Source organism: Pseudoalteromonas sp. BSi20429 (assembly GCF_000238895.1).
Classification (GTDB): domain Bacteria; phylum Pseudomonadota; class Gammaproteobacteria; order Enterobacterales; family Alteromonadaceae; genus Pseudoalteromonas; species Pseudoalteromonas arctica.
Genome location: NZ_BADV01000084.1, coordinates 31,019 through 49,391, shown reverse-complemented (window position 1 = coordinate 49,391; position 18,373 = coordinate 31,019). Strand labels below are relative to the sequence as shown.

9 protein-coding genes are annotated in these 18,373 nt (G+C 38.0%); 8 read left to right on the top strand and 1 reads right to left on the bottom strand.

The annotated features are described in order from the left end of the window. Positions 1-478: 478 nt before the first annotated feature. Positions 479-1,066 (bottom strand): hypothetical protein, encoded by a 588-nt coding sequence (locus tag P20429_RS03610; protein ID WP_007585933.1) that lies wholly within the window; start codon positions 1,064-1,066, stop codon positions 479-481. A gap of 346 nt (positions 1,067-1,412) precedes the next feature. On the opposite strand from P20429_RS03610, the gene P20429_RS03615 reads away from it, so the two are divergent. From P20429_RS03615 to P20429_RS03640, 8 genes are all read left to right on the top strand, one after another. After that, positions 1,413-2,933, top strand: a complete 1,521-nt coding sequence (locus P20429_RS03615; protein WP_033027078.1) for a sigma-54-dependent Fis family transcriptional regulator — start codon at positions 1,413-1,415, stop codon at positions 2,931-2,933. Between the two features lie 62 nt (positions 2,934-2,995). Next, on the top strand, positions 2,996-6,532 hold the full coding sequence (hsdR, locus tag P20429_RS03620) for a type I restriction-modification system endonuclease (RefSeq protein WP_007585922.1): 3,537 nt from the start codon (positions 2,996-2,998) through the stop codon (positions 6,530-6,532). Positions 6,533-6,621: 89 nt separating this feature from the next. After that, positions 6,622-8,244 (top strand): N-6 DNA methylase, encoded by a 1,623-nt coding sequence (locus tag P20429_RS03625; RefSeq protein ID WP_007585920.1) that lies wholly within the window; start codon positions 6,622-6,624, stop codon positions 8,242-8,244. After that, positions 8,237-9,808, top strand: a complete 1,572-nt coding sequence (locus P20429_RS20605) for a restriction endonuclease subunit S (protein WP_007585918.1) — start codon at positions 8,237-8,239, stop codon at positions 9,806-9,808. Before P20429_RS03625 ends, P20429_RS20605 begins: the two co-directional genes overlap by 8 nt. Positions 9,809-9,981: 173 nt before the next feature. Next, positions 9,982-12,804, top strand: a complete 2,823-nt coding sequence (locus tag P20429_RS03630) for an ATP-dependent RecD-like DNA helicase (protein WP_007585915.1) — start codon at positions 9,982-9,984, stop codon at positions 12,802-12,804. Position 12,805: 1 nt separating this feature from the next. After that, entirely contained in the window at positions 12,806-14,758 is a 1,953-nt protein-coding gene (locus P20429_RS03635; protein ID WP_007585914.1) for a hypothetical protein, read from the top strand. 151 nt (positions 14,759-14,909) lie between these two features. Beyond that, a complete protein-coding gene (locus tag P20429_RS20905) occupies positions 14,910-17,054 on the top strand; it encodes an AAA family ATPase (protein ID WP_007585912.1) in 2,145 nt (714 codons plus the stop codon). Next, positions 17,054-18,370, top strand: a complete 1,317-nt coding sequence (locus P20429_RS03640; RefSeq protein WP_007585906.1) for an McrC family protein — start codon at positions 17,054-17,056, stop codon at positions 18,368-18,370. The genes P20429_RS20905 and P20429_RS03640 overlap by 1 nt, the downstream gene beginning before the upstream one ends. The last annotated feature ends 3 nt before the right edge of the window (positions 18,371-18,373 follow it).

Below are 18,373 nucleotides of genomic sequence, written 5' to 3'. Positions count from 1 at the left end.
AACTAAATTTTTTTTGCTACAGCGTTTTGCCGTTCACCCCCGCCAAAGCGGGGAACCCAACTTAGTAGCACAACAGGCTAACTAATTTTTTATGAACTAATTGTATATTTTTATTATTCTCCATTTACCACGGAGACTGCAGAGGAATAACATTGCTAACCTCTTATGTTTCGAACTTTAAATGCTCCTGTTTTATAATGCAAGCCTTTAGTTGTTTTTAATTTAAAAATAACACGAACGGCAATATTTGTAGGTTTTTAATGGTTTTTTCGAAGTAGATAGGCGTTTTTAATTGCAATGTTTAAATTTAGTCCAGTCGTTTTATTAACATTAAAAGCAAAATTACACTGTGTTTTTGTTTTTTTAAGTGTTTTTTTATAAAGGGAGCATCATCTCGCTCCCAGATATCAGTAATACGATTCGTATGGCTTTACTTTATTAAAATATAGAGAAAGTAAAGCCAGCAAATTTACGCTAGCTACATTTCTAATTCCCAGCTTATCAGGGTGGAGCGAACCATATTTATTACGAAATATAGTGAACGCTGTGATTTAACATGTATGTAGTCTGGGTCTGCGGTAATTTCGCGCTCACAGTCACTAGATTCATAGATTGTATCTATTAGGTCATACTCAAAAATACGTAGGCTGAACTTATTAAGCATATCGCAGAAGAGGTCTGCATTGCTTTCGGTTGCAGCCAATGGTGACGGCCACAGCTTAGTACCATTTCCATTACCCTGAATGAAAACTTCGTTTGCAGGATAAATAAATGTATCTGCCTGTCCACAACTTTCTTCGGACATTGTTTCAGACGATGTTTGTTCTGCACTTAATACTGCTTCTGGCAACGTTAACATTTCCTCGTTCAGGGGCTCATTTTGTCCATAATCGTTGGACGACAAAGCCTTTAATGCTTGCTCCCAAGTTAAATTCATTTCACTTTGAGCAATTTCATCTAGTGCTTGGTTTAAAGGGATTGCCTTTGCTTTTTTTAGTTTTTTTGCATCTTTTTTGGCGCGAGAAATAGACAGGCCAGAAGGAAAGTATTGTTCTAACTGATTCATAGTGTAAACCTTAAATATGCTTACGTCCGCCCACTAACATTACGCATGTTAAATGTTTAACTATTTTTATTTGAGAGTATGATTATCCGACAGGACTGCGCTTAAAGTGGGCGAAACGAGCTCATCAGTAAAGCTCTGAAAAGGTTATTAAATAAATTAAATAGGATCGCAACCTCTTTTATTAAAACGCATAAAAAGGCTGTATTGGCATAAAACAAGCCAGCTAAGCTTTTAAACAATTTACCAATCCATTTGTATTAATCTTTGTATAAAAAAGAATGTTAAGTAGCTATTTTTTATGGGTAAATTATATTATTTAATGTAATATACTTTACAAAGTAACAATATGAGCAAACGGACTGTGAATATACTTCTTTCTTGGCTGGGCACCAAAGACATTGATAATATGCTCGATGGTGAAAAAAATGCTTCAATTTCAACTCTCGCTACTAACTCTCAAACTCCTTTTGATAAAATTGTAATACTCTCTAATCATCAGCATAAGTATTGGGAAAAGTTTGAAGACTTTGTAAAAAAGCGAATGGCTACAATTGGAAAACCATATCATGATATTCAGGTACATAAAGCTAATATTGTTAGCCCAATTGATTATGAGTCTATTCACCAAGTAACAGCGCTTTGGATCAATAAATTAAGTGAAGAGGCAGATTCCTTATCAATAAATCTGACCTCTGGCACGCCTGCAATGACCACTTTATCTGTGCTTATCGGTAAAGGTAAATCGAACGTTCAATTCCTTCAAGCATCTCCAAAAAATGAGTTGCTACACGTTGATATCCCCATTGATTTTGGCCAAGAATATGTAAAGTCCGCATCTAAAAACATAGCGAATACGGCAACCTCTGAGCCTAAAATTGAGCAAGCTTTTTCAAAACTCACTGCAAAATCAGTGCAAATGCAAAATGTAGTCAACAAAGCTAAAAAAATTGCAGCTTCGGAAGTACCCGCACTTATCCTAGGTGAAACCGGAACCGGTAAAGAGCTAATGGCCACAGCCATTCATAAAGGAAGCTTGCGAGCAAATAAGCCATTAAAAGTAATTAACTGCGGAGCATTTGCAGAAAACCTTGTTGACTCAACCTTGTTTGGTCATAAAAAAGGGGCCTTCACTGGAGCTGAAAAAGATCACCCAGGGCTTTTTGAACAGGCCGATGGCGGTACTTTATTTTTAGATGAGGTGGGTGAATTAACCCCCGAAATTCAAGTAAAGCTTTTAAGGGCATTACAACAAGGCGAGATTAACCGCTTAGGTGACACCCAAACCACTAATGTTGATGTGCGTGTTATTGCAGCCACACATAAAGATTTATCAAAGCTAGTAGAAGAAGGTAAGTTCCGTGAAGACTTATTTTACCGCTTAGCAGTGGGCATAATTCAAATGCCAGCACTGCGAGAGCGGATTGAAGACATCACTGTTATTGTTAATCAACTTGTAGAGCAAATAAATAAAGCAGGTAGCAAGCATCCCGACTACATAAGTAAAAATATTTCCGAAAAGGGAATAAAGTTTATTTTATCTCAGCCGTGGCAAGGGAATATTAGAGAGCTGTGGAGTACACTAAACCGTGCTTTTTTATGGTCTGACTCACAAACAATAACTGAAAATGACTTAGCAAATGCCATGATTAACCGCGCTAAAAATGAAAGCTTTACAGATGTTACACTGTCATACGACGACAAAATAGATATTACACAATTAGTTGATAAATATAAAAAAGCTTATGTTTTAGCTGCTTTAAAAGCAAGTGGGAATGTTAAAAGCCACGCGGCCCAAATGCTTAATTTAAAAGATCACCAAACGCTTAGCAATTGGATGAAGCGCCTAAAGATCAAACACGAAAAATAAAAAGGACAATAGTGTTGGTATATAAGTTGCCAATACCTATTGAGTAAAAGGAGAAGTAGCCAGTGAAAAAATCAAACTTTGAATTCTTAAAAGGTGTGAACGATATTCTTTATCGCATAGCGTTTGCTGCGGAAAAGAATTTTCCTGACGATCCTAATACCACATTAGTAAAACTGCGTATGTTTGGAGAAGCCTCAGCCAAGCACATTGCTAAACTTCTTGATTTAGAACTCCCCCCTACGCAAGTTGACCTTATCAGAGAGCTTGCAAAAATATCGTGGGTTGATGACTCCATAATCAATATTTTCCATATGCTGCGTAAAGTAGGCAATCAAGCTGTTCACGACTATCACAACGATTTAGACGATGCCGAAATGGCACTGCGTTTAGCATTTCGTTTAAGCATTTGGTATTACCGGCTAATTAAAAAAGACGTTGATTTTGCAGCGCCTATATTTGTACTACCAGACGGCCAACAAGAAAACGAATATCAGCACCAAGTAACAGAGCTAAAGCAAGCACTACAACAAGCATTAAATAGTAACGCGCAAACCGATAGCGAACTTGCCCAAAACAAAAATCAACTTACCGCGCTAAGTGGCTATATTGCTATTTTAGAAGGCAAGCAGCAAGAAACCGAGCAGCAAACACAAGACCGAGTAAACGCGCTTGAAGCACAGCTACAAGCCAAAGAAGCAGAGCTTGCACAAAAAACACAAGCAGAGCGCAAAGCATACAAGCAAGAAATCACGCAACGTGCAGCAGCACGCCGCTTAGACCTATCAGAAAAAGAAACGCGCTTTCTTATCGATCAGCAATTGCGTGATGCAGGCTGGGCTGCCGACACGCCTGTTTTAAATTATGCAAACGGTACGCGCCCACAAATAGGTAAAAACCTAGCTATAGCAGAGTGGCCAACCGATACCGACGAAACAGGTAAAACAGGCTTTGCCGACTATGTATTGTTTGTGGGTTTACAACCGGTAGGGGTTGTTGAGGCTAAAAAAATAAATACCGACGTATGCGGCAAATTAGCAGAGGCGCAGCGGTACAGTATTTACTTTAACCTTGAACATTTAAACGCAGAAATCCAAGCGCGAGCTGCAAACGATGCAGAGCATCAAAAAGTAGCAGAGCAACTACAAACTCAAAACAGCTACCAAATTACGTGGAAAGAATCCAAAGAGCCAAACGCACGAAGCTATAAAATACCGTTTGTATTTTCAACAAACGGGCGAGAGTACCGCCGCCAGTTATTAAGTAAAAGCGGTATTTGGTATCGCGATGTTCGTAAAGTGAGTAACCAAGCTAAAGCATTACCTGCATGGCATACACCAGGCGAACTAAAAGCTAAGCTCGATGGTAACATAGATGCCGCGCAGCAATGGCTCGAAACTAACGAACCAACTGGCTTAGGTCTTCGTTATTTTCAAAAAGAAGCCATAACAGCCACCGAGCAAGCCATTAAAAAAGGCCAGCAAAATATACTACTTGCTATGGCAACCGGTACAGGTAAAACCCGTACCGCTATTGCGCTTATGTACAGGTTAATTCAGTCACGCCGATTTAATCGTATTTTGTTTTTGGTTGATAGGCGCTCATTGGGTGAGCAAGCATTAAACTCGTTTGATGACACACGCATAAACGATGTGCCTTTTAATACCATATTTAATATAAAGGGCCTGACCGATAAGTTTCCGTCAGACGCAACTAAAATACATGTATCAACTATTCAATCGCTAGTTAAGCGCACGCTACAAAGCGATGAATTTATGCCAGTAGAACGCTACGATTGCATAATAGTAGACGAAGCACACCGTGGTTATATTCTTGATAAAGAACAAACCGATGGCGAAATGGAATTTAGAAACCAGCTCGACTACGTATCAACGTACCGCAGAATACTTGACCATTTTGATGCAGTAAAAATAGGGCTTACTGCAACACCTGCATTACACACAACCGACATTTTTGGTTTACCTGTGTACCGTTATAGCTACCGCAAAGCGGTGATAGACGGCTACTTAATAGACCAAGCACCCCCTATAAAAATAATTACTAAGCTTAACCAAAACGGTATTTATATCGATAAAGGCTCAGAGGTAACACGCTTAACCTCTCAAGGGGAGCTAATTCAAGATACCCTTGAGGACGAGCGCGACTTTGAAGTAGCTAGCTTTAACCGTGATATTATTGCATCAAACTTTAATAAAATAGTTGCCGAATCACTGGCTACAAAGCTCGACCCAACAGGTAAACAAAAAACACTCATATTTTGTGTAAACAACACCCATGCCGATAACATGGTGATAGAGCTGCGTGAGGCTTTTAAAAAGCATTACCCAAAACTTGAGCACGACGCCATTATTAAAATAACCGGCGAAAGCGACAAAGATCCTAAAAAAATACAAAGTATGATCACCCGCTACAACAAAGAGCGTTTACCTAATATTGTGGTAACAGTCGACCTACTCACTACAGGGATAGACGTACCCAGCATTTGTAACCTCGTATTTTTACGTAAAGTAAAAAGCCGTATTTTGTACGAGCAAATGAAAGGGCGCGCCACACGTTTATGCCCAGAGGTTGGCAAAGTTAACTTTACTATTTACGATGCCGTCGATTTATACGACTCGCTCGAATCGGTAGATACAATGCGCCCAGTCGTTGTGCGTCCAAACGTTGAGCTAAACACCTTAGTAAACGAAATAACTGACTCACAAACTTATAAAACACTGGAAGCCGATGGCCGCTCGTTTGCACATCATAGCCACGAGCAACTCGTGGCTAAAGTACAGCGCATTGTCGGTCATGGTGTATTTAATCAAGATAAATCAGCCCAAATAGACCAATCAATAAAACGCTTAGATACCGTATTAGCAGGTGCTGCTGGTTGCGACTTTGCAAGCCTTGCTCAAACCCTAAAAACTAAAGGGCCAGAGCAAAGCGCTGAAATTTTTACTCAACTTCCAAAGCTGGTCGAAAACCTAGAGCACCTTAAAAAGCAAATAAACGAGCTACGCCACGAGCCTATTTTTACCGACATAGAAGACGAGCTAATAGAATTTAAAGAAGGCTATGGCGATTACGACAACGCTGAAGACTTTTTAGACGCATTCGACAAACTCGTAGAGCAAAGCGAAAACAGTCAAGCTGCACTACAAACCGTTATCACCAAACCTAAAGATTTAACCCGTAAAGCATTAATAGAGCTGCAAGAATGGTTTGATGCGCAATCGTTTGACGAGTCAACACTTAGGGTTGCATGGAAAAAAACCACCAACCAAGATATTGCCGCACGGTTAATAGGGCATATTCGCCGCGCAGCACTCGGCGATGCATTACTCCCGTTTGATGAGCGTGTAAATAACGCACTGGCTAAAATAAAGCAGCAAAAACCGTGGAGCAACGAGCAATTACAATGGTTAGAACGCTTAGCCAATAGTTTAAAAGAGCAAGTAGCCATTGACGACGACACCTTTAAAACCGGTAATTACCGCCGCCGTGGTGGTAAGCGCAAGCTCGATGCTATTTTTAATAACGAGCTTAACCAAGTGCTAGAACAATTTAATAACTATATGTGGGAGCAACCTGCTTAATTAATGCAGGTTTGCCTTAACCCTTATATTACAATACCAAATACTGTGAAGCGTTGGCCTTAATGCCAACCTACAAATGAAGAGACACTATGAACAACAATGATTTAGTAGCCAAACTTTGGAAAATGTGTGACACCCTACGCGATGGCGGCGTGTCTTATCAAAACTACGTAAACGAACTGGCCACATTGCTGTTTTTAAAAATGACCGAGCAAACAGGCACCGAAACCGACCTACTGCCACAAGGTATGCGTTGGAACGACCTAAAAGGCAAAATTGGGCTCGACCAACTACAGTTTTACCGCAATATGTTAGTACAACTAGGGGACGACAACCACGCTATTGTGCGTGCTATATTTCAAAACGTAAATACCACTATTACCAATGCAGGGCAGCTGACAGAGCTTGTAACCACAATGGATAGCCTAGATTGGTACCAAAGCGGCGATGACGAAAACATAGTTAAAACCCGTGACGACTTTGGTGACATGTACGAAGGCTTATTACAAAAAAACGCCAACGAAACTAAATCGGGCGCCGGCCAATACTTTACGCCAAGGCCACTAATAGAAACAATGGTCCGTTTATTACAACCACAGCCGCGCGAAATTATTCAAGATCCCGCAGCAGGTACCGCAGGCTTTTTAATTGAGGCCGACAAATACATTAAAAGCAAAACCAACGATTTAGACAACCTAGACGACGACACGCAAGAATTCCAAATGAAGCGTGCCTTTGTTGGGCTTGAGCTAGTACCCGAAACCCGCCGCCTTGCATTAATGAACTGTTTATTACACGACATTGAAGGCAACGACGAACTAGGCGGTGCAATACGCCTTGGTAACAGCTTAGGTAACGATGGCGAAAACCTACCTAAAGCCAACGTAATACTTACCAACCCACCGTTTGGCTCCGCAAGCAGCACTAATATTACCCGTACTTTTGTATACCCAACATCAAACAAGCAACTGTGTTTTATGCAGCACATATATAATAGTCTTGAGCCAGGTGGCCGTGCTGCCGTGGTCATACCCGATAACGTATTATTTGAAGGCGGCAGAGGGGCTGAAATACGCACCGACTTAATGCATAAATGTAATCTACACACTATTTTACGCCTACCTACCGGTATATTTTACGCCGCAGGCGTTAAAACCAATGTATTGTTTTTTCAAAAAGGCACACCAGAGAATCCACATCAAGATAAAGACTGTACAACCAACACCTGGGTGTACGACTTACGCACTAACATGCAAACCTTTGGTAAACGCAGCCCATTTACACATAAATACCTTGAAAACTTTGAGGCGGTTTACGGCGATGATGCTAACGGCCAAGCTGAGCGAAAAGAAGGCGTTTACAACATTTTAGGCTGTACCACACCTGTTAACGATGAAGATATTAAAAACACTGACAGCTCAGAGCTAATAGAAAATGCTCGCTGGCGCAAATTCTCACGTGAGTTTATTAAAGCTAAAAACGACAGCTTAGACATTACGTGGCTTAAAGATAACTCAGTAACCGATGCAGCAAATTTGCCTGAGCCAGATGTATTAGCAACTCTAGCCATGACAGAGCTTACCGAAGCACTACGAGAGATGAACCAGCTAATGATAGACCTTGGCGCAATTGATCAAGCTGAGGGGCAAGTTGCTTTATTAGCAGAAGAATTTGGATTAGAGCGGAAAGTGATTGGAGATGTAAATGAATAACGAAGCAATCACAATACAAAAATGCGTAGAAGAATATGCTAACTCTGAAAGCTTAAAGAGAAAAAAGCAAAAAGAAAAAGTATTTAAAAAAGGTATTTTATGGGACTTTAGCGACCAAATTACATCTGGATGGTATATAGCAGATCTATTTGACGTAACTAATTTGATTACTTGTGGTGTCGCAAAACGTCCAGAATATGTTGAAGAGGGAATTCCTTTTTTGTCGGCACAGAACGCTAGGCCGTTTAAAACCAATTTAAATAAGATTAGATATATAGACGAAAATACATTTAAAAAAATTACTGTTGGTGGAAAACCAGAGAAAGGAGATATTTTATATACCCGTGTTGGAAATTGTGGCGAAGCTGCAACTGTTCCGTATGATTTCGATTTTGGTGTTTATGTAAGTTTAACTTTAATAAAACCAAACAATCTATTTTTATACTCTGATTATTTAACTGCTTTTTTGAATAGTCACTTTGGGGTTATGCAAGCTTCGCAAGGTGCAATTGGCGTAGGTTTGAAAAACTTAAATGTTGATAATGTTAGAAGGTATAAAATTCCATTACCACCACTCCCAGAACAAAAGCGCATTGTTGAAAAGCTTGATAGCTTATTGGCGCAGGTCGACACTATACAACAACGCCTCAACAACTTACCGGATATCATCAAACGCTTCCGCCAATCCGTCCTCGCCGCCGCCTTCTCCGGCAAACTCACCGAACAATGGCGTGGGGACAATGATTGTGATGCATTAGCTGATTTAAAAATTGAACTAGCTAAAAAAGATCAAAACCCCAAAAAGATAGAACCTACGTCAAATCATGAAATTGTTACCGATCAATTTCCTAGTTGCTGGGGTATTTCTTCGTTTGATTCGATGTATCGATTTATTGATTACCGTGGTAGAACGCCTAAAAAATCAGAGCAAGGTAAGCGATTGATTACAGCAAAAAATATTAAAATGGGTTTCTTATCTGATGAACCTGTTGAGTACCTAAGTGATGAGGATTATATAAATTGGATGACTAGGGGGTTCCCTAAATTAAATGATCTCTTCTTTGTCACAGAGGGTCATACTATGGGGTGCGTTGCTTTAAATACTAGAACGGACGAATTCGCATTAGCTCAAAGAACCATTACATTACAACCATATGGAACTTTGTTAACAAAATTTCATTATTACTATATTTTAACAAATTCATTTCAACGGTTAATTGAAACAAACGCCACAGGCTCCGCGGCAAAAGGAATAAAAGCAGCCAAGTTTAGAGGGTTCCCACTTCCATTTCCATCGTATAATGAACAAACCGAAATCGTCCGTTTAGTCGAGCAATACTTCGCTTTAGCCGATACCTTAGAAAAGAACCTCGCGAATGCCAAACAGCGGGTTGATAGCTTAACGCAATCGATATTAGCCAAAGCGTTTCGTGGTGAACTTGTACCACAAGACCCAAGCGACGAACCCGCCGATAAGTTATTAGCTCGTATAAAAGCAGCCCGACTTGAAGCCGAAAATCTAGAAAAAGCCGCTAAAAAAGCAGCAAAAGCTAGCAAGAAGTAACACGCTATTTTGTAGGTCGGCATTGTTGCCGACATGGTTGCGAATAAACAACCATTGATGGGCACAAAGCGACCTACTACGCGAAAAGCTAGAAAGTGCTGCAAAAAAATAGCTGTGATGAATATAGCTGAATGTGTTTTAAAGTAGTTCGGCCAAGAAATAAGGACGTTGATATGTCAGGTTCAAACTTTAAATTTTTAGAAAAAGATTATACAAGGCTAGCAAGGTTAGGGGATTCGGCAGAAGGTTACGTTTACAGTGACCCTCAGGCTGCACTGGTTAAACTAAGATGTTTTACAGAGTCATTAGTTGGGCATATATATTCAATTTTGTCGATTGAGATTGAACCGCAAGCAGATTTGTATAAACGCTTAAATCATTATGATTTTAAAGATGTTGTAGACCAATCTATTATCGCTAAATTACACGCTTTAAGAATGCACGGTAATAAAGCGGCGCATGACAATATAGAACACTCTACTGAACAGGTGCTGTGGCTAGTTAAAGAAGCTTTTTTAGTGGGCAAGTGGTTTGTACGAACCATGCTTAATAGCCCAGTTGAATTACCTGATTATGTTGAGCCAAAGCCTATTGAAAGCGATCACAATGAGGTGTTTGCTAAAAATGAAGCCTTACAAGTAAAACTTATTAATAACTCAGCGGCATTAGCTGAGGCTGAAACAGAATTAGAAGCATTGCGTACAGAGCTTGAAACGGTTCAAAAGAATGTTGTTGCTAGGCATAACGATGATGAGTTAGCAGCGTTTAAAGCTGCGAGTAGCGAGTCAGCGTCTAGTTTTGATTTGCAAATGAATGTAACTCGCAAAAATATCAACATATTTGACTGCTATAAACAACACTCGCTAACTGCAGGGCAGCGTAACTTAGTTGAGCAGTTAAATGAGTTTTTGAATCAAAGTCATGAGTCAGTTTTTTTGTTAAAAGGTTATGCAGGTACTGGTAAAACTTTCATCACTGAAGGACTAACGCAATACCTGAATGCGATTGGGCGACAATTTGAATTAATGGCTCCTACTGGCAAAGCAGCAAAGGTAATTAGTGATAAAACTGGCCAAGCTGCGTCCACTATTCACCGTGTTATTTATAACTATGAAAACGTTAAAGAATATAAGTTAGAGGGGATAGAAGGGTCTGAAACGTTTCGGTGCTATGCCGAAATAAAAGTTAATCAGAATACATCTGAGGCTGTATACATTATTGATGAGTCATCGATGTTGTCTGATACCTATTCTGATTCAGAGTTCTTCCGTTTTGGCTCAGGTTATTTATTAAAAGATTTACTTAACTACATTAACCTTGATCATAACGATCACCAGAAAAAAGTCATATTTATTGGTGATAATGCACAGTTGCCGCCAGTAGGTATGGGTTTTTCACCTGCATTGAGTAAGCAATACCTATTTGACAAATACCAGTTAGCATCAAAAGAGTGTGAATTGTCGGAGGTGGTTAGGCAAAAAGCTGAAAGCGGCGTAATGAATAATGCGCGAATCTTACGTGAAGCTATGCACAAGAACTTATTTAATAAACTTGAGTTTCAAGTTAATAACCTAGATGTAAAGGCGCTAACATCGGATGTTTTGCTCAATACCTTTTTGAAAGTTTGTAACAATAAGATATCAAATACTAAAAACGCTATTTTAATTGCGTCTTCTAATGCTCAAGTAAGCCAATATAATAGGGTGGTGAGGGAACACTTTTTCCCATCTCAGCTGCAAGTGGTTTCAGGCGATAAAATTATTTCGGTTGCCAATCATTATATAAATCAGAAGGTCATTGCCAATGGTGAATTTGGCATGGTAAGGCAAGTTTTGTCTGCGCCTGAAATACGAAACGTTGTATTGAGTAAAAAAGGAGAAGACGGCGAAACCATTACCATTAGTGTCGAACTGCAATTTAGAGATGTTGAACTTGGTTTTAGGGATGAATATGGGAACGCGAGCTTTTTTAAATCTAAAATTGTAGAAAACTTACTTTATAGCGATGAACCAGCCTTGAGTTCTGACGAGTACAAAGCGTTATACGTTGATTTTTGCAATCGCCATGCTGATTTGCGCACAAAAGCTAAGCGCAATGAGTTTCGTATGGCTTTGTTATCTGACCCTTATTTTAACGCATTTAAAGTTAAATTTGGTTACGCAATTACGTGTCATAAAGCACAAGGTAGTGAATGGCAAAATGTATTTGTGAAATGCAGTTCTCACCTTAAAACACTGAGCTCAGACTACTTTCGCTGGCTTTACACTGCAATAACTCGTACCTCGTCTCAGCTTTATGTTATTGACCCGCCAATGGTTAAGCTTGGCTCAACAATTAAAAGGGTTGGAGGAAGCTCGTTAGCATCTAAACAAGTTAACACAATGAGCACTACAGCAAATGATAGTCTAGTAGGAAACAAGCAAAAGTTAGCGACTACCGTTAATATACCTGAAGGTAATGTGTTTTTAGCGCAGTTATTTGCAGAGATTAAAAGTGCTTTGATTGACACAAATGTAGAGATACAAAATATAACTCATAACCAGTATCAGGAAGTGTATTTATTTCAGCTTGCTGAAGAGTTTGCTACTGCACGTATTGCTTATAATTCAAGACAAAAAATTAGCTCAATCGCATTTAATCAAGCTAACCCGTTGGATGAGTTAATAAAGGCACGCCTTAACCATTTAGAGGGGGTGTTGATAAATGGGTATGCGGATACCAAGCCTTCGCAGTTAGAATTACCTGAAGAGTTTTTGAAGGAATTTCATGCAAAATTATCTGAAGTATTTATGCTTAATGATATTTCTATTCCTGAGGTGAGAGCCAGAAGCTTTACGCAACGGTATTATTTTCAAAAATTAAATGAAATTGCTGTGGTTGATGTTTTTTATAATAGCAAAAGCCAATTTACTAAATTTATGGGCCAGAAGAACCTTTCTAATTCAGCAGAGTTTTTAGCCTCTGTTGAAAGCTTAATTGAAGAGACGTTGAAATAACATGGCCATAATTAATCATGAGAGTAGTACCTTAAACCACTCAGCATCATTCACAAGTAAAGATGTATTTGCCAAACGAAAAGCTGGCGATTTAGATGAGGCATATCAAATAGGGTTTAAATTGGTTCAATCTTTACCAAATGATGAATGGAACGTTAAAGCTTTAGGGTGGTGCTTGATTGATTTAGTAAAAAGAGAATCACAAGCCAACAATTTTGAAGCGGTAAATGTTTACCTTACTCAGCTAAATAATCTTTCGTTTGATCCAAGCGATAAAATAATAAATGACCAAATTGCTTTTGTTAATAACTTATCAAATCCAGCGAATAAAGAATTACAAAAAGCCAAAAAAGCCAGTAAAGACGGGGAACATCAGCTAGCTATAAACATCTACAGGCAAGTTCTTCATGAGCAGCCTGATAACCAAGAAATAATGCTTAGCATCGGTTGGGAGCTTTATAGGTTAGCTAAGCTTCAATTTAACTCTGAAAACCTTAATGTATTTGCTGTTAAAAAATTACTTAATGATTATTTAAAGCTTAATTGTGAAAAACCTTCGTTGTTACACTCTTTAGTACTAGGCGTTGCTGATAAATTAACCAAAGAAAATAACTTTAGTTTAGTGGGTTTTATTAAAGTATGGGGTATAGAAAACCTTCGTGATGAGGACTTTGAAGAATATCACGATATAAACACAGGTAAGGTATATCCGAGTTTAGCGGCTAAAGTTATACAGCATGCGAGTAAACAAGCTGTTGAGCAGAGTGAACTTGATTTGTTATCTAAGATGTTGCCTCTGATTGATAAGGTTTTAGAGACATCAGAAGAGAAAATCTGGTTAGAATTAAATAAAGCTAGGGCATTAAACCTATTAGGTGATTACCAAAGTAGCTTTGAGCTTGCGGTTAAAGTGGCCAAACAGAAGATTGGCGACTATTGGGTGTGGGAGTTATTAGGTGATATACAAATAAACTTAGATATTAATAAGGCGTTTAATTGTTATTGCCGTGCTTTATCATCCAATCCTGAAGAAAAATTTATTGCTAATTTAAGGTTGAAGCTGGCGCGGTTATTAACCGAAAAGGGAGATTTTTCTGCTGCTAAATATGAAGTGAACTCTATTGTTGAAAGCAGAAATAAAGAGGGGTGGGCCATACCTGAAAAAGTTAATGAGTTTTTGAATCAATCCTGGTTTTATGACGTTGTAGCCACAAAAAATAATGATGACTTATATAAAAAGTTTGCGAGTCAAGCTGAAGAAGTACTTTTCCAAAACTTGCCGTGGATAAAAGCAAACCTCGGTGGGGCATTTTCGTTACCTGATAAACCTAATAAAAAAAGAAGAAAAATATACCTTTATAATTCCGCCAGCCAAGTTCCAACAGAGATAACTCTACCAGAGCGCAGATTTCCTTTTAATAAATTTAGTGAAGGTACGCCTATACAGTTTAAAGGCGAGTTAGATCCAACAACGAATCACTTTACTGCATTTCAATTTGAAGACAGACATGGTTCACATTGGGATGTTTTTTCTTTAGTTGTTGGTGTTGTAGATAATGTTAATGAAGATAAAAAATTAATACACGTGATATTTGATAGGGATGTAGACACTGTTATTCCTTTTTCTCGGTTGCCACAAAAGTATGAGGTGGGGGATTCAATCTCGGTCAAGTTATCTAAAAGTAAAACTAAGTATGGGATTAAGTATTACTCTGTAGAAATTTACAGTACTAGTGAGGCTCCTAGCTTAAAAATTCTTAAACCTTTTAGCGAGGCAGTGAGAGTTTCAAATGGGCTTGGCTTTACTGATACAGATGTATTTATTGACCGTAATCTTGTCGATAAATTTAATATTCAAGATGGGCTTATTGTTAGAGGGAAAGCTATTTTAAACTTTAATAAAAAGCGCTCAACATGGGGATGGAAGGCGCTAACAATAGATGGTGTTGACTAACAAACTATGAGAGCTGTTAACATTTAATAAACGAGCAAAACTCAAACGAACTATAGAATGTAAATTATAAAAGTAGTGATGTATTACATACATTGCTACTTATTTGCAAAGGTATTTTTTATACAACTTATAAAAAGAAAAGGATAAAAAAATGGAATTTGAAGAATTTTTAGCAATATGTATGGATGATAACAGTAAAGAATTTTTATTATCTAAAAGCGATAAACATAAAAAGCTTTTTTTTGACTCTTTTAACTTGATTCGTGAGTATTTTCCACAATGTGATTGCTACACAATTAATAGTAAACAAGATAGCTACAAATATGCCTTTAGGTTCGGCGTTAAGGCTTCAAAAGAAAGTGATGGGACTCCACAAATTACAATAAAATTTACTAAAAATGCTTTAAGAGTTTCTTTAAAGAAAGGTGTTGTACAGGATGAAAATAGGGTCTTAAATCTAGAAACCATTGATCAGCTTCGCTCTTTTTTAGACAGTATAAAAAGTAAACTTAGGCATAAAATGGAAGGTAGTAAAAATACTCCAATTAATTATTTTAAAAGTGAGAAGGGCTCAGATATGGTTATTACAAATGACACGGATAAATGTACTAATGAAATGCAACCTTCTCCTTTAAACCAAATCCTATACGGACCTCCAGGAACAGGTAAGACTTATCATACAATTGAAGCCTCAGTAAGAGCCGCTGAGCCAGAGAAATACGAAGCGCTAAAAAGAAACCCCGCATTGAGTACAGCAAAATCACAAAGAGAAGAGCTCATAAAGCTCTACAAATCTCTGGTAGATGATGATCGTATTCGTTTTGTAACTTTCCACCAAAGTTATGGTTATGAAGAGTTTGTAGAGGGGTTGCGTGCTCTTACAAATGAAGAAAAGCAAATAGAATATAAAGTTCTACCAGGTATATTTAAAAAAATCAGTGATGATGCTGCTAACACAAATATTAAGAAAAGCCTCGAACTGAATGCTAATCCGAGAATTTGGAAGATATCTATTGATGGTGTAAAACCTAGTACGATTAAAAACTATTGTTTTGAAAATAAAGTGGCTGCAATTGGTTGGGGGCATACCGGTGATATGGCACAAGATGAGCGCTCTCCTGAAGAAAATGCTTACTTTGAAGGGCTAACTAGCCAAAATAAAAATACTATTACTCAGTTTTGTTCTGCAATTAATGAAGGTGACTTATTATTATGTATAAGTAGCGCGAAGACTATTCAGGCTGTTGGTGTTGTTAAGGGTGATTACGAATATAAAGAACAAGGGATTTTAGATAGAAATGACTTTCGCCATACTCTGCCTGTTGAATGGTTGAAAACGGATCTTGACCTTGATATTTATTCTTTAAATGGTAATACCAACCTAGTTCAAAAAACAGTTTACGAGCTTGATAGGTTTACAGAGGCTGACTTTTTTCAGCTTATGGAAAAAAATGAAATATCATTTGGCCAGAAGCCAGTTCCAGAGACTAAAGATAATTATGTCTTAATTATTGATGAGATTAATCGAGGTAATATTTCAAAAATATTTGGTGAACTTATTACGCTTATTGAGCCATCTAAGCGAGAAGGGAAAAATAATCTAGAAACATTAAAAGTAACTTTACCTCATTCAGGAAACCCATTTTCAGTCCCTGATAACCTTTATATTATTGGCACTATGAATACGGCTGATAGGTCGTTGGCAATGATGGATACAGCATTGCGACGCCGTTTTGACTTTATAGAAATGATGCCACAGCCAGAATTGTTTAAAGGTAAGAAAGTTAAAGGTATTGAGCTTGAACTGCTACTTAAAACAATGAACAAGCGTATTGAGGTGCTTTACGACCGAGAGCATACATTGGGGCATGCTTTTTTAATCCCTGTTTTAAACGCTTTAGATAGTGGTGAGGACGATGCAGAGGCAAGCGCATTTACTGAACTTAAAAGCACGTTCAAAAATAAAATCATCCCGCTACTTGAAGAGTACTTTTTTGAAGACTGGAATAAAATTCGCTTAGTATTAGGTGACAACCGAAAAGAAAAAAGTGAATTAGAACAATATATTTTTGTGGAATCGAAAAACGAAAAATATAACGACATTTTTGGTGAGAATCATGGTTTAGAAACCTACGAAGACACGAAAACAACTTTCACTTTAGCTGATTTTAATGCTCAAGATTCAGCATGGAATGACCCAATAGCTTATCAAGCTATTTATGACGATACATTGCTTAAAAGCCCTACGAGCATTAGTGCTGATGCAGGTGAAGTTACAGCTTCGAGTGCTCAGTAATGTCGGAAGTTAAAAAGCAAACTACTGTTTTTGAGTTTGGGTATTTGGGCTTTTGTAAAAAAGCTCAAATGTCCAGTAAGGTAGAGGTTATTCCACAAAGCGCATATGACTATTTAAAAAGCTTATGTTTATGTGATGACTCAGAAAGTCGATTTATGCGATTGAGGCAAGTTGATAGCTGTGAAGTATTACAAGTTAAAAACTATGCCGGTGTGATTTTTACTCCCGATGGAACCCAAATAGAAGTATTACCTAAAGTAGCTAAAAATAGTGATGACAGCGCCTCTCGCGCGTCATTACTCATGATGCTTAAATCACTTAAGCAGTTTAGGCACTTACAAACTAATAACGCTAATTTAGCTGAAAATAAAATACCTTTACTAGAGGTTTTTATTAGCCAGTTTTTAGCCTCTGTAAATACCTTAATAAAGCGCGGGCTTAAAAGTGACTATGTACTAAAAGAAGATAACGTTGCCTTTTTAAAAGGTAAGCTTTTGGTAGGTAAACAAGTTAAACATAACTTTATTAATAAACATAAGTTTTATGTTGAGTACGAAGAGTATTTACAAGACAGGCCGGTTAATCGATTAATACACACCGCACTTGTAAAGGTGAAAGGCTATAGCCGCAGTGCTAATAACCAAAAGCTACTGCAAGAGCTGTTATTTGCTTTTGCAGACATACCACTAAGTAATAATGTTAAAAATGACTTTGCTAGCGTTAAGCTAGATAGGGGGATGAAGTATTATGAAGCCCCACTGGCGTGGACAAAGCTAATTATTGATGGGTTTTCTCCGTTAACTTTGCAGGGCAAGAGCAATGCATTTTCGTTGTTGTTTCCTATGGAAGCGGTGTTTGAAAGTTATGTAGCTCAGTATTTAAAAAAGCATATTACAGGTTTGGGTGAGGTCTCTGCCCAGGTGAGCAGTAAGTCTTTAGTTGATTATGGAAATACGCCTTATTTTTTACTAAAACCGGATTTATATATCTCACACAAAGGTGATATTGATAAAAATAACGACATTGTGCTTGATACAAAATGGAAATTAATAAACGAGAAAAACTCTAAACGAAAAGACAAGTTTGGGCTTTCTCAAGCTGATTTTTATCAAATGCTTGGCTATGGTCATACTTACTTAAATGGTAAAGGAGATTTAGTCCTGATTTACCCTAAAACTGATACGTTTAGTGACGCATTCCCGCATAGCTTTAACTATGAGGATGGTGCTTTAAAGCTCTGGGTTGTTCCTTTCGATATAAAAGCTGAATGTAAGAGTAGAATAGATTTGAGCTGTTTAAATATCGGTCTTATTTAATAT

Bases quoted from the DNA above. Each gene is read 5' to 3' on its own strand.
- P20429_RS03610 (WP_007585933.1), bottom strand. From the start codon at position 1,066: ATGAATCAGTTAGAACAATACTTTCCTTCTGGCCTGTCTATTTCTCGC.
- P20429_RS03635 (WP_007585914.1), top strand. From the start codon at position 12,806: ATGGCCATAATTAATCATGAGAGTAGTACCTTAAACCACTCAGCATCA.
- P20429_RS03640 (WP_007585906.1), top strand. From the start codon at position 17,054: ATGTCGGAAGTTAAAAAGCAAACTACTGTTTTTGAGTTTGGGTATTTG.
- P20429_RS03615 (WP_033027078.1), top strand. From the start codon at position 1,413: ATGAGCAAACGGACTGTGAATATACTTCTTTCTTGGCTGGGCACCAAA.
- P20429_RS03630 (WP_007585915.1), top strand. From the start codon at position 9,982: ATGTCAGGTTCAAACTTTAAATTTTTAGAAAAAGATTATACAAGGCTA.
- P20429_RS03625 (WP_007585920.1), top strand. From the start codon at position 6,622: ATGAACAACAATGATTTAGTAGCCAAACTTTGGAAAATGTGTGACACC.
- P20429_RS20905 (WP_007585912.1), top strand. From the start codon at position 14,910: ATGGAATTTGAAGAATTTTTAGCAATATGTATGGATGATAACAGTAAA.
- P20429_RS20605 (WP_007585918.1), top strand. From the start codon at position 8,237: ATGAATAACGAAGCAATCACAATACAAAAATGCGTAGAAGAATATGCT.